Raw genomic sequence first — 14128 nt, forward strand, 5'->3', positions numbered from 1 at the left:
TCTCCCAAGTGATAGCGTGATTCTCGAAAGTGACAGTGGTGGCATCCAGGCCTGCCTCTTAGGCCCGTTTCGTAAAGAGGGCTGGGGGTATTTGAATCAGACAAGACTTTTGGCAAGGATTATGGTAGGGGCCGGCGTCCCTGCCGGTCCATTCTATCGATATCATTGATCATATTGATGATGTGCCGGCACGGAAGCCGGCACCCACCAATAATCTTATCCTCAATCCGTCACTAATTATGAGAGTTGCTGTAGATGAACCCATCTATTGTGCCCGACAGCCACGCCGGGCAATACCAACAGTCTCTTTACAGGCATCGAATTACTTCAGAGCTTTTTGAGAAACACCATACAATTGCAGAAAAGACCCGGTCAGACGAGAGGAGCTCTCATCAGGGAACTCAAAGCCTTTGCTGCCGTCGCAGCCAATTTCGGCTCCTCTTTCTCCAGAGACAGGAGTTGTCTGAGATGGTCCGCGGTCCTCAAAATGAGCATTGCCAGATCGCCTTCATCTGCATCCACGTTTTCGATCAACTCGCCCCATTCTACTTCCTCCGCCCACAGGAACACTGCTGCAGCGGGCCAGAACATGATATTGGGCACATCGAATCCACGGTTTATCAATAACTCGGCGAGTGGTTTGAGCTTCTGAAGCATGCTGCGGAAACGTTTCCACAGGGGGTTCGTTCGTTGCCAAAGTTCCCGGCTGATAACGATTTCCTTATCTTTATCCATAACAAACGGCGCCATCAGTGCCGCTAACTGCTTGGAATTAAGGTCGCTGAATTCTCGTTCCCGAATCAACTGCGCGATCAAAAGGGGATGATCGAGCCTGAGTCTTGCAGCCCATCGACCGTCATGTGTGGGGACACCTTTTTCATCTATATAATTGAGCTCTTGTAGCAAGCTTAAGTGTTTCCTGAAATTCGTCTGAAGGAATCGTTTCACCTTTTCAGCTCTTTTGGGATTAACGTGAAAAGCGGAAAATGAGTATCCCAATAATTCCTGCACCCCGGCCGGATCATGAGAAAGCAACAGATTTAAAACCATAGAAAAGTTAACGCCGATTCTCGATTGCAGCGGCTCGGGTTCTGAAAGCAACAATTCTCTGACCAACGGGAGATCCATGTACCTACCGGGAATAATGAGTGTAAACCCGGCATTGTCCATGCCCCTTCGTCCCGCTCGGCCGGTCATCTGGTGAAGATCCGTTGAGGTCATGTCCACAAAAGTTCTGCCATTGAACCGATCGCTCTGCAACAGGACGACCGTTCGAGCCGGAAAATTCACTCCTGCGGCAACAGTGGATGTAGAAAATATGACTTCCAGGTGCCCCGCCACCATCATACGCTCGATGAGTAATCGCCAACCCGGCAGTTGGCCTGCGTGGTGGGACCCCGCTCTTCGTGTCAGGAGTTGGTCGAATTGTCTTTGAGCACTCAATTCAGGAAAATTCTTGGATTCGGACATTACTGCTTCACTGAATCCTCCTTCTTCCGGATCCAGAGGAGAAGGATTGAGCGATTCCAATGCCTTGTCACAATCGGCCCTTGATTTGAGAAAGATAATCGCGGGCAGCAGTTGAAATTCCCGTAAAACCGACATGATACGATTCATATCCGGAAATGGGCTTGCCCCGAAACGCCTGTGCCCCTTTTCGGTCTTAAGATAGCTCTGAACCTTTGGAAAAAGTCTGCTGCCCCTGAAAAAAGGCGTGAGAAGATTCTGCGGAGTCAAAAACATGACATGCAAGGGAACAGGTCTTTCGGTAGCTTGCACCACGGAACACGTGGTTTTGCGCACGTGCATGAGCCATCGGGACACATCTTCGGCGTTGGAGATGGTCGCCGAAAGGAGTAGTACGCGTACGCGCTCCGGCAGGTAAATCAGGACTTCTTCCCAGACAACACCTCGATCGATGTCGCCGAGATAATGCGCTTCATCAAGGATCACAATGTCTACAGCAAGGTCGCGGCCTGACTCCATTGCATCGTAGAGCTGGTTTCTCAGGATTTCCGTTGTACCCACTATAATGGGCGCATCAGGATTTTCCTTGCGGTCACCCGTGAGAATGCCTATTCGTTCTCTTCCGAATATTTCGCCGAATTCTTCATACTTCGCATTGGATAAGGCTTTGAGTGGAGTGGCGTACCAGATGCCGCAACCCCGTACAAGGTATTCTTTTGCAGCTTGAACTGCAATCCATGTCTTGCCGGATCCGGTCGGAGCACTGACAACCACGTCTTCCCTGAGAATTCTCTCCAGAGCTTCTATTTGAAAAGGATCGGGCACGAAGGGTGTCGGTTCGGGTTTTCCGATATGGGCCAGGAGCGGTAACACCGCATTATGAGCTCTTGGAATTGACTCTTCCTGAACAACAGGCTTCCATTTCTTTCGTTGATGCCATGTTTGTTTTTTCCGCTTCTCTGCGGAATCTATTATCTTTTTTCTCAATGCTTTCATTTCTTTACGCTATTCAGATCTCGACTCAAGATGAGCGAGAGACAGTGGCTGCATAAGGGTTGATAACCAGGCAATCGATCATGTCGACTGCCGGGCTGGATGGGTCTTGTTCAGCGGTAGCGATTACCTGGGCATGAGAATAATACTCGTGTTCAGCCGTATTTTCCACCATAGACAAGCGGACGTCAGGAGATTAAGATTTCATCGAAAGGCCTTACTTTCGTTCGAAATCAGCTATTTTTCTGAAAAAACAATCACTTATAAGACAATCACATTCGCTAATGGTTCCAGGTGCCGGATCGTTAAATCGAGTTTCATTTCAACCAAGTAAGAATTATGCAAAAAAAACCTGGAAAGACAAGAATTTCTCTTGCCGGTCGGCACGTCTCAGCCATATTAGCGCTCATAGCTGAGTTATAGTGTTGCCGAAAGTTTTGTCCGATTCAAATCCTCCCAGCCCCTTTTATAAAGGGGGGAGGGGGGATTTTCCCCACGTATAACTGAATGGATACCAGGCTGGAGGTATCCTTCGCTCCGGACGACGCAAAGCCGTCTAATCACTCCGCTCAGAACACCTCAGCCTGCGCTATCTTATATGCATAATTGCGAAATGGTATAACATCTGCACTTAGTCTCCGGTCATCTATTTTGGCAAAGACTATAAAGGCACAATCCAACTCCTTGAGTTCTACCACACTTCTCCAATTCCATGGCGACTCACCTCCTTCCACTGCTATAATGGGTACAAAAGGAGGCACTGACATGAACAAGAAGATTCTCTATGGAGTTGCCGCAGTAGTACTTTTGCTTGCTCAGACCTTTGTCATGACCGCATATGGCGAATCGGACAGCCCAGCATCCGAACGTGAACTGTGTTTACAGAATTGCCGTCAGTGGATCGGAGAAGATCGAAGCGGCGGAGGGCGCGGCCGAGGAATCTATGATTCTCAAATGAGATTGTATGCCCGGTGTGTTGAACGGTGCGAGCGGAAGTTCTGGAAAGAATTTGATAAACAGATTGAATCCGACTGAGAAAATGTTTCTTTCAACGAGCAGCGAAGATGCTCATACTGTCTCTACAACCACGAAAGCGGCTGCAGTTTCCTGTGTATGCGATAAAGAGACGTGAATCGACCTGATCTGCATGTCCTTTGCCAGCTCGCTTACACGGCCTGTAAGAATGATCTCAGGACGGGATGCCTCACTTCCCGCGACAAGAATATTCCCCGGACCTACTCCTCGGGTGAAGCCCGTTCCGAGCGCTTTTGCCATTGCCTCTTTGGCCGCGAATCGTGCTGCATAACTCTGAGCCGGATCAGGGGCACTCTTACAATGAACTATTTCTTCCGGCAGGAACACTCGTGATACAAATCGGTCGGCCCACCTGCTCCTGAGTACACGTTTCATACGTGCCACAGGAACCAGGTCGACACCGATGCCGAGAATCATGCGCTTATCCGTTCCCTTTTCACTGCATCGGCTACCTTGCACGCCTGAACTGCAGGCTTTACATCGTGAACCCGTACTATCGCCGCTCCCCTGAGTATGGCTGCGACAATTGCAGCGAGTGTTCCGGTATCGCGATTTCCGGGAACAGGCTCGTCAAGAATTTTCCCAAGGAACGCCTTTCTCGAGGGCCCCATAAGAATCGCTTTGCCCAGGGGCATGAAATAATCCACTCGGTTCAGCAGTAAAAGATTTTGATCGAAGGTTTTGCCGAACCCGACTCCAGGGTCCAGGATAATTTTCTCAGGAGATATTCCTGCTCCCTCGAGCACAGCAATGCGTTCCTCGAAAAACCCGTAAAGATCTCCAGGAAACGATTCATAGCGGATTTCCTGCTGCATGGTCTTGGGAGTACCCAGCATGTGCATGACAATGAGAGCTGCACCACTGTCTCGAGCAAATGGCACGAGATCGGGGTCATCTCTGAAGCCCGTAATATCGTTGATTATCTGTGCCCCGGCATTAAAGGCAGTCTCAGCTACGTTTTTTCGACGAGTATCGATCGAGATCACTGCATCGGGTCGTGAGCGGATGATTTCCTCGATCACCGGTATAGTTCTTCGCAGTTCTTCGGTCTCATCGACGTACGAAGATCCCGGCCGGGTACTTTCACCACCTATGTCCAGGATGTCTGCTCCGTCGTCGAGCATCTTGAGAGCGGATGCAACAGCGTCGCGCCTTTCATAGTGGACTCCGCCATCAGAGAAGGAATCCGGGGTGGTGTTGATCACACCCATAACGAGGGTACGATTTCGTGCATCAAGAATGGTTCGCGGCAAAGGAATGAAGAGAGGATCCATACGTCCACCCGGCATATTGGATATGAAAATCCCCGATGCGCCTGCATCGAGGATCTATTTTCGTGCCAATTTGCTTTCAAAGTCAGACGAAAATCCCCTCTAACCTCCCTTCATTAAAGGTGGAATGGGGGGATTTTGAACGCCAATTGGCATCAATCATCAGATCGTTTCAAAAGAAAGAAGCCGATCTATGCTTTTTCCGGCCCAGCGGCAGGGGTACCGCTGACTATGACTTTTCCGTCATCGAGAGATACCTGGACACGGCCCCTTTCCTCATCTTGCTTGGTTTCTTGAAGAGGCGGGGTCACATCGGGCAATTTCTTGCCTTGAATAAGGCTCTCGATCTCATTGGCATCGAGGGTCTCGCGTTCGAGCAGTGCCTCTGCTATTCGCTCCAGCACCTCTTTGTTCTCTTCAAGGATTTTTCGAGCAATTTTGTAATTTTCAGTGACGATGCGTCTAACTTCATCATCCACCTGAACAGCAGTATGCTCGGAATAGTCTCTGTGCCGGGCAAATTCTTTGCCGAGAAAGATCTGTTCTTCCTTTTGACCGAAGGTGAGGGGCCCCAATGCGTCGCTCATGCCCCATTCGCAGACCATTTTTCGTGCCAACTCCGTTGCACGTTGAATATCGTTTCCCGCGCCCGTGGTCATGTGTTCCAGGAAGATCTCCTCTGCAGCCCTACCCCCCATGAGAACCGCTATCTGGCTCAGGAGATAGTCTCTGTCATAGGTGTGCCGGTCATCCAACGGCAACTGCTGGGTAACGCCCAGTGCTCGGCCTCGAGGAATAATGGTTACCTTGTGAATCGGGTCGGTCCCCGGCATCATACGAGCCACATAGGCGTGACCCGCTTCATGGAATGCCGTATTCCGTCGCTCTTCCAGGCTTATCACGAGGCTCCTGCGTTCGCCGCCCATGAGCACTTTATCTTTTGCGAATTCAAAATCCGCCATTTCAATCTGGTTCTTGTTTCTGCGAGCAGCATTCAGAGCAGCCTCATTGACCAGATTGGCAAGATCTGCACCGGAAAATCCCGGAGTGCCTCTGCTGATGGTCTCCAATTCTACATCCGTTGCTATCGGAGTCTTTTTCGTATGCACTTTCAGGATAGCAGTGCGCCCACGCACGTCGGGCGGAGGAACCACAACCTGTCGGTCGAATCGTCCCGGTCTGAGCAGTGCCGGGTCCAGTACGTCGGGCCGGTTGGTCGCGCTGATTAGGATTACCCCTTCATTGGTTTCAAATCCGTCCATTTCCACCAGGAGCTGGTTGAGGGTTTGCTCACGTTCGTCGTGGCCGCCTCCGAGTCCTGCTCCACGATGACGTCCCACAGCGTCGATTTCATCTACGAAAATAATGCAGGGCGCGTGCTTCTTACCTTGTATGAAAAGGTCTCGCACCCGGGATGCACCCACACCGACAAACATTTCCACGAAATCCGATCCTGAAATGGAGAAAAACGGCACACTCGCCTCGCCGGCAACAGCTTTAGCCAGCAAGGTCTTTCCGGTGCCCGGTCCTCCCATGAGCAGCACGCCCTTGGGAATTTTTCCACCCAGTCTCGTGAACTTCTTGGGATCTCTCAGAAAATCGATAATTTCTTTGAGTTCCTCTTTTGCCTCTTCCACACCGGCTACATCCTGAAACGTTATCTTGTTTTGTGACTCCGAAATCAGGCGGGCTCTGCTTTTGCCGAAACTCATGGCTTTTCCGCCACCCGCTTGCATCTGGCGCATGAAGAAGACAAAAATCGCTATGAGAAATATCATAGGCAGCCATGAAATTATGGCTGTCAAATACCAGGGATTGTCATCCTCGGGCATAACCTGAACGTCAACCTTATGCTTCATCAAAGTAGGGATCAGATCGGGATCCGAAGGAGCAAGTGTTTTGAAATTGCCGCTCCCGTCAACATACATCCCTTTTATCCGGTTCCCCTGAAGAGTCACCGATTTGATAGCACCCTGATCGACATCCTGTCGAAACTGGCTGTACGTTATATCTTTGTGAGTAGACTTGGTCTGGTTAAACAGATGGAACAAAAAGATCATTACCAAAAATATAACCAGCCATAGGCCCAAGTTCTTGTATATGCCGTTCAAGAATATGCTCCGTTCACTTGTCTGAGATTACTAACCCAATATAACACGAAAATTTAGGTCGGGCAATCTGCCGGCCTCATTAATTAAGAATGTGCGAGGACACTTGTATTGTCAAGTTTCGCCGCCGCTTTAAAGCTCTATTTTCCCATTGCTCGTTCTTGACAAAACCTTCCCGGCACATTATCAACCAGAGCGGTTGGAATCATGGGGAGAGAGGCTATCATGAAAGCACTGGTCGCCAACGTAGGGGTCAAGAATGAAGCATGGTACAGAGTTAAGACCAAATTCTTGCGCAATATCGAGTCCCCCGCCGCAATTAGCCTTGAGTTGATTCAAACCGCCGAACCTGCCAATCCTGCGCCCCACTGGATCAAAATAAGATCCATTTATTCCGCTATATCGGATTTCGATGAAGCGCTTTTTATCCGCAATGACTGGCTGGCTCTGTCCGGTTTTCTCTCGTTTCCCTTTGTACCCGGGTGCGAGAATATAGGAATTATAACGGAAATCGGCCAACAGGTCCAGGGAGTCGAGTTGGGCGAACGGGTTGTGGTGAATCCGGTTATCGCATGCCAGGCACGAGGAATTACCCCACTGTGCGATCCGTGCAGCTCAGGCAACTATTCCATGTGCCGCAATTTCTGGGGTCCGTTTCCAGGACCGGGGATGATGATTGGAGCCTGCAAGAACACTTCCGGTGGATGGGCAGATTCATTCCTCGCACACGAATCTCAGGTCCGGACAATTTCTCGATCTGTGGAAACCGACCAAATGATCATGGTTCCGGAGTTTGCCCGTGCTCTGAGAGCGGTTTTGCAGCACCCACCTGCTCCGAATGATACAATTATCATGATAGGAGCCGGTTCTCTTGGACTTCTGACACTGATGGCTCTGAATGTGTTAGGATATCATAATCGTATTCTCGTCTTAGCCGAGCATTCTTTTGAAGAAGATCGCGCTCGAACAGCGCATCCGAATGTGCAGGTCGGTTTTACCCATGGGCGCGGCACTGCCTTCGAGTTTGCCGGTGACTTTCTGAAGAAGAAAGTTCATTATGTCAGCCCTCATCGTCCGACGATTGCAGGCGGCGCGGATCTGGTGTACGAAACCACGGGAATCAGGGATAATGTGGAAGACGCGCTGTATCTTGCCGGAGAAGAGAAGAAAGTTGTTGTCATGGGGATGAAAGGTTTTTCGAATATCAACATGACTGCAATTATGTTGAGAGGAATTCGCGTTTTCGGACCCTCTTTTTCCGGAACCGAGTCTCAGGGCAAAGAGACCTTTGATATTGCATTGGAAATGGCGTTGGGAAAAAGTCTTCCCATTACGGAACTTGTCACTCACCGTTTCATGATCGATCAGTACAGAGAGGCACTCACTGCATTGGAAAATCGGGCGGCGTCGAAGGCGATAAAGGCCGTTTTTCAGCATATTGTATGAAAGTCTCTTTTTTCACGAACGACATCGGATCGTAAACTTATATCTCGGAATTGTGTCCCCATGGCTGAGAAAAAAATACAGATGATTATTCGGGATTCGGGATTGGCATCTCGCAGGGGCGCAGAAGAGATGATCCTGGAAGGTCGAGTCACGCTCAACGGTCAGGTGATTGTGGATCCGACGGTAAAAGCGGACCCGGAAAAAGACCACATTAAGATTGATGGAAAGCTTCTCCAGCCCCCGGAGAAAGTGGAGTCCTACTATCTGTTCAATAAGCCCAGGCATGTGGTTTCCACCATGGACGACCCTGAGGGACGCCCATGTGTCGGTGACTTCGTGAAGAAGATGAAAAAACATCTTTTTCCGGTCGGGCGATTGGACTTCGATGCAGAAGGCCTCATGGTTTTGACCAATGACGGTCAACTGGCACAGAAACTGAGCCATCCCCGGAACAAGATTCCACGGACCTACCTTGTGAAGGTACGGGGAAATCCCGACGACCGCGCCCTGAGCGCAATAAAAAAAGGAATGAGCATTGGTGAAGGGGACCGCGTGGGAGTAGTCGATTACAGTGTAATTAAACGGCAAAAGACTACTACCTGGATCAGAATGACTCTCCATGAGGGAAAGAAAAACGAAATTAAACGTATTTTCTTTATAATCCGTTATCCGGTGAGAAAACTCAGACGCATAGCATTCGGCCCCTTCAAACTGGGCGATCTCGCCACCGGAGCAATGCGGCCCTTGAGTGAATCGGAAATTATGAAGCTGAAATCGCTTATGCAGGAGGAACTCGGGCCGGAAAAGAAGAGCTCGAGAACCAGAACAAAAAATAAAGCGGACAAAACCGAGAAAAGTTGACAACGGATGCGTGTTTTATCTACTCTGAACCTGTGAGGCAGCCGGGCAAGGGAGGGAAGACAATGGCAGAAGGAAGAGTAGCCCGAATTACCCAGGTTGTAGCCGGATCCCCCAATAGCTTCGATGATGCTGTTATGCTTGCATTCGAGCGAGCGAACAAGACACTTCGTAACATTACCGGCATGAAAATCACGGAATTCAGAGTAATGTGCGAAGGTGGTTCCATCCAAGAGTATCGTGTAACCGCGGAAGTAATTTTTGTTTTAGAGTAGTTGTTATCCTTTGATGTGATTCAATTCGAATCCGCGTTGCCTCACTTCTACACACTACCATTTGCGACTTTGATCGGCGGCATCGATAGTATGCAGTTGAAGCGGTGCAGTTTGTTCTTCGTCAACTAATGAAGCCCGCCCCCATGTTGTTCCCTGCCGAATATCCCGGGAACGCAGTGCCTGTTCCAATCTGGATCTCACACCCCGTTTGTCGAGCATCCACAGCGGAGCGACGAGCTCATCCCGATGCGGGTCCGAAGTCAGTCTATGCACCACAATTTCAGGAGACAGTGCCTGAATGACTGACAATGTCATATCTATGGCGTCCTCTTCAGTTAGAGGAGCATAGGTACCCTTTTGCAGCATGTTTTCCAGTTCCGTTCCCTTGATTATGTAGAGTGGATGCAATTTTACGCCATTTACTCCGGCAGCGGAAACCGCCCGTGCGGTGGTCACCATATCCTGAACGGATTCGCCCGGTAATCCGAGAATCAGGTGCGCGACTACCGGAATGTCCCGGCTGCGTGTCCGACGCACGGCATCGAAGAATGCTTCAGGATCGTGCCCGCGATTGATACGTGCAAGAGTCCATGCATGTGCAGATTGAAGGCCGTATTCTATCCAGACGAGTTTCTCTTTCCGAATCTCGACTATCATGTCCAGAACCGCATCGGGTACGCAATCCGGCCGAGTTCCTATGGAGAGTCCCACTATTCGCTGGTCGGCCAAAGCCTCCCTGTACAAGGACTCCAGCAGTTCCGGAGGGCCATAGGTATTCGTATATGATTGAAAGTACGCTATAAACTTCTGACATCCGTAGCGATGAGAAAGAAACTCTATTCCCCGGGCAACCTGTTCGGATACTGTCAACCCGTTCGCATGGGCACCAGTTCCGGACCCGCGAGGGTTGCAGTAGATGCAGCCAGGGGACGAAACACGGTTGGGACATCCTAATCCAACATCGATGCTGATTTTTCGGACCGGCTCTCCGAAGATTTGCTTTAGCCAGGAAGAAAGAGTGCGGTAATGCGCTTGAGTCATGGAAGAATTCTACCACGATTCGCTTTTACGCGCACACCCGTGTTCGAGGAATCCGGCAATTACCCAAATTAGTGTCTGATTGAAGATAGGATATTGGTGGGTGCCGTGCCTCCGTGCCGGCATATATCAATATGATCGATGATATCGCTAGAATGGACCGGCAGGGAGAGGGTGTCTCGAAATTCTCGAATACACAAAAATCGTGCCACGATTCATCATCTTTGTAAGGGCAGGTCTCGTGCCTGCCCTCCTGCAATGACCGGCACGGAGGCCGGTCACTACCGGGCACCCACGAGAGGCGCCCCTACAATCAGGCCGTGAAGACCATGAGAACTTCGTGCCACGATCTGGAACAAATTTTGATTTTTGAGACAGTTTCGGGACGCCGGGACGCCTGTCCCGACTAGTATCTTGTATTGGAGCATGGGATAAACGTCAGAGTTTTTGGCAATCACTATTAAAAGTCTGGTCAGGCATCTTGGTAGGGCACACCTGCGTGTGTGTCATTGACGGCTCAGACTTGAACCAACACAGGAGCAACGTGAAGAACGAAACTGTTTTCATATGTGCAGAGTGCGGCAAGCAACTCCTGAAATGGATGGGAAGATGCCCCGGATGCGGACAATGGAATACCATCGGGGAAAAGCAGGTCTCCGTCTCAAAGGGAGGTGGACCTGCTCGCGTGGTCTCCCCGGACGAACAGAACGATCTGATGTGCCTTTCAGAGGTCCAAAGCCTTCATGAACCCCGCCTAAACACAGGGATTCATGAGCTGGACAGAGTCCTCGGCGGTGGAGTGGTCCGGCGAAGCGTCATACTGGTGGGTGGCGATCCGGGTATCGGGAAGACAACGTTGCTCATGCAGGCGCTCGGGCTTTTGTCACGAAAAGGCGAAAAGGTTCTCTATGTTTCCGGAGAAGAATCCTTCGAACAGCTCAAATTGAGGGCCGACAGGTTGGGACTTGCCGGAAACGGTTTCCTGGTGCTGGTTGAAAACGAGCTGGAGACGATTCTGGATAAAGTGAGCCAGGCAGCTCCGTCAGTGATGGTTTTGGATTCCGTGCAATCCGTCTTTTCGAGAGCTTCCGATTCCCACCCGGGCAGTCCGATGCAGATTCGCGAGGTGGCAGGTCGATTGCTCCAGACGACAAAGCGCGGGTCAGCAGGGTGTTTCATCGTGGGCCACGTGACCAAAGACGGGGATCTTGCAGGTCCCAAACTGCTGGAACACATGGTTGATGCAGTGCTCTATTTCGAGGGAGAGAGAGGCCACCCCTATCGGATTCTTCGTGCTGTCAAGAATCGTTTCGGATCGGTAAGTGAAATCGGTGTATTCGAAATGACGGATGCAGGTCTGTCTGAAGTTGCCAATCCGTCAGAATTGTTTTTGTCGGAAAGACCGCGTGATGCATCCGGATCGGCTGTAACGGCTCTCGTGGAGGGAACCCGTCCTATTCTTGCCGAAGTGCAGGCGCTTGTCACCGGACCCGTACCGGGCCAGGGACGCCGCACATGCATTGGTATCGATGCTCAACGACTCGCACTCATTATTGCGGTGATGGAGAAAAAACTCGGGCTTGTTCTTGGAGATCAGAACATCTTTCTCAATGCGGTGGGTGGCATTCGAGCCATCGAACCGGCCACGGATCTTGCAATCGCAGCGGCAATGCTCTCATCGTTCCTCGACAAGAGCATACCTTCCGGAACTCTGGTGTTTGGAGAGATAGGTCTCGCCGGAGAGATTCGCAGTGTTTCCAGGGCATCAGCTCGGTTACACGAAGCCAGTCGACTTGGATACACTCGCATTGTGGGGCCTGTGTCTAATCTGGATCAATTCCCCAAAAGCAGAGAAGTAGTTGGAATTGGAATATCCCGGATCCGTGAACTGGGCGCGGCTCTTTTCGAGTAATGGATTATGCCCTTAGCGCGGCTCATTTCCTAGCTTTGCGTTCGGCCGAGCCACTGGGCTCAGCGCTCTCTGACAATTGCCAAAATGAATGTCCGATTGAAGAATAGAAATACTGGTGGGTGCCGTGCCTCCGTGCCGGCACATCTTCAATATGATCAATGATATCAGTAGAATGTGCTGCCAGGGAGAAACTGTCTCAAAATTTTCGAATGCGCAAAGATCGTGCCACGATTCATCATCCTCGTAGGGGCAGGTCTCGTGCCTGCCCTTCCCGGAATGACCGGCACTGAGGCCGGTCACTACCGGGCACCCACGAGGGGCGCCCCTACAATCAGGCCGTGAGGATGATGAGAACTTCGTGCCACGGTCTGGGATAAATTTCGATTTTTGAGACAGTCTCGGGACGCTGGGACGCCGGTCCCCCAATAGGATCTTGTATTGGAGCATGGGATAAACGTTAGAATTTTTGGCATTCGCCATAAAATCTCGAAGCACCTCTGCCCCAATGTGTCCTCCTTTTGACTGCGAACTCGTAGAAACCGAGATTCGCTACATTGCGACTGCAGTCTGTTCCTCCTGTTTTCCCAACACGTAATCCAGAGCGTGGGTCCAATAATTCTCCAGAGCGTCTTTTTTCATGAAAAGACCGATATGTCCGCATTTGCGAATCATAATCTTCCACACCGAACCTGAAACATGCTTTTCCATGTTGAACAGTTGTGGTTCGAGAGTAATGTCATCGTTCTCTCCTGCAATGAGGACCACTGGACAGGTAATTTCCTCAAGGCGAACATGTCTTCCCATGACCTTGAGTTTGCCTCTCACCAATCTGTTTCTTTTGAACAGTTCATACACTGCTTGCAGGTACCATGCTCCCGCCAGGTCCTGGGTGTACTCATACCAGGTTCGGAATTTTCGTGAGCGCTGAACTGCGACAGGATTATCGAGATTCGAGTAGAGTCTCACATAATCCCCGATATACCGATCATACGCGTTCATATTCTTGAACCCGTCCACGATGAACCTGCCCTTCATGACGCCGTTTCCCATTTGAACGAGCGAAGCATAAAAGGCAAGGGGAAGACTCTGGACCATTTCCTGGATTTTTCCTCCGCCCGCGGTGAAATCGATGGGAGCGCCCCCAAGTATGAGGGACAAAATGTCATCCGGGAAGAGAGCGGCGTAGATGCTCGCAAGCCATCCTGCTTGGCACAAGCCGATAACGTGAACATTGCATCCGATGAAACGGATGCAATGGCGGACCTGGTTCACCAGATCGTCTATGGTTTCGTGGCATCGGGAAATATCGGCACTCTTCCATTCAACAGCGTATATCGTGCTATCCGTGTGCCTCCCGCATAACGCGACCAGCGACTGGTCCGGCAAAGCATAATCCGCTATGCAGGAATGGTGACCTGCTTGTGGTGGCAGAATCAGCAAAGGAGGACCGGACCTCAGAGGCGTGAATTGTCTCAATTTGAAGGCATTCGTTTCGTACACAACGACATTCTCGGATTGCCATTCGGGCTTATCCGATAAAAGCAGCTCCCTGGTGAATCTGCAAAACCTCTCGGCGAAAAGATAATTCAAGTTCAATTTCCGGAAATCCATTTCGGAAACCGAATGCATGTAATGGTCAAAGCTTATTGTCATGATTCCCTTCCATTCAAAAACTTCTCCCTTTTACCGGAGTTAGTTCACCGCTTCTCCAAGACAAACTTCGAG

11 protein-coding genes are annotated in these 14128 nt (G+C 50.4%); 5 read left to right on the forward strand and 6 right to left on the reverse strand.

The annotated features are described in order from the left end of the window. Window positions 1-372: 372 nt before the first annotated feature. Window positions 373-2454 (reverse strand): DEAD/DEAH box helicase, encoded by a 2082-nt coding sequence (locus tag DESTI_RS00455; RefSeq protein WP_169316360.1) that lies wholly within the window; start codon window positions 2452-2454, stop codon window positions 373-375. Window positions 2455-3225: 771 nt separating this feature from the next. Here DESTI_RS00455 and DESTI_RS00465 point away from each other — a divergent pair. After that, a complete protein-coding gene (locus DESTI_RS00465) occupies window positions 3226-3495 on the forward strand; it encodes a hypothetical protein (RefSeq protein WP_014807998.1) in 270 nt (89 codons plus the stop codon). 33 nt (window positions 3496-3528) lie between these two features. Here DESTI_RS00465 and acpS read toward each other — a convergent pair whose 3' ends face one another. The 3 genes from acpS to ftsH form a co-directional block, all read right to left on the reverse strand. Next, entirely contained in the window at window positions 3529-3912 is a 384-nt protein-coding gene (gene acpS, locus DESTI_RS00470; protein WP_014807999.1) for a holo-ACP synthase, read from the reverse strand. Further along, the gene (folP, locus tag DESTI_RS00475; RefSeq protein WP_014808000.1) at window positions 3909-4769 is read right to left on the reverse strand and encodes a dihydropteroate synthase; all 861 of its coding nucleotides are present in this window, start codon (window positions 4767-4769) and stop codon (window positions 3909-3911) included. Before folP ends, acpS begins: the two co-directional genes overlap by 4 nt. Before the next feature lie 188 nt (window positions 4770-4957). Further along, window positions 4958-6877: an ATP-dependent zinc metalloprotease FtsH gene (gene ftsH, locus DESTI_RS00480; RefSeq protein WP_014808001.1), complete on the reverse strand. Its 1920-nt coding sequence runs from the start codon at window positions 6875-6877 to the stop codon at window positions 4958-4960. Window positions 6878-7099: 222 nt separating this feature from the next. On the opposite strand from ftsH, the gene DESTI_RS00485 reads away from it, so the two are divergent. The 3 genes from DESTI_RS00485 (at window position 7100) to DESTI_RS00495 (ending at window position 9453) form a co-directional block, all read left to right on the forward strand. Next, the gene (locus DESTI_RS00485) at window positions 7100-8320 is read left to right on the forward strand and encodes a zinc-dependent alcohol dehydrogenase (RefSeq protein WP_014808002.1); all 1221 of its coding nucleotides are present in this window, start codon (window positions 7100-7102) and stop codon (window positions 8318-8320) included. 60 nt (window positions 8321-8380) lie between these two features. Continuing rightward, a complete protein-coding gene (locus DESTI_RS00490; RefSeq protein WP_014808003.1) occupies window positions 8381-9181 on the forward strand; it encodes a pseudouridine synthase in 801 nt (266 codons plus the stop codon). 62 nt (window positions 9182-9243) lie between these two features. Continuing rightward, window positions 9244-9453, forward strand: coding sequence for a dodecin family protein (locus DESTI_RS00495; protein WP_014808004.1), 210 nt, complete (start codon window positions 9244-9246; stop codon window positions 9451-9453). A gap of 54 nt (window positions 9454-9507) precedes the next feature. Here DESTI_RS00495 and mnmL read toward each other — a convergent pair whose 3' ends face one another. Then, window positions 9508-10494, reverse strand: coding sequence for a tRNA modification radical SAM protein MnmL/YtqA (gene mnmL / locus DESTI_RS00500; protein ID WP_014808005.1), 987 nt, complete (start codon window positions 10492-10494; stop codon window positions 9508-9510). A 541-nt stretch (window positions 10495-11035) separates the two neighbouring features. Here mnmL and radA point away from each other — a divergent pair. Beyond that, window positions 11036-12403, forward strand: a complete 1368-nt coding sequence (radA, locus tag DESTI_RS00505) for a DNA repair protein RadA (protein ID WP_014808006.1) — start codon at window positions 11036-11038, stop codon at window positions 12401-12403. Window positions 12404-12952: 549 nt separating this feature from the next. Here radA and DESTI_RS00510 read toward each other — a convergent pair. Beyond that, window positions 12953-14056, reverse strand: a complete 1104-nt coding sequence (locus DESTI_RS00510; RefSeq protein ID WP_014808008.1) for a DUF3141 domain-containing protein — start codon at window positions 14054-14056, stop codon at window positions 12953-12955. Between the last annotated feature and the right edge of the window lie 72 nt (window positions 14057-14128).

It is taken from the genome of Desulfomonile tiedjei DSM 6799, from assembly GCF_000266945.1.
GTDB lineage: Bacteria > Desulfobacterota > Desulfomonilia > Desulfomonilales > Desulfomonilaceae > Desulfomonile > Desulfomonile tiedjei.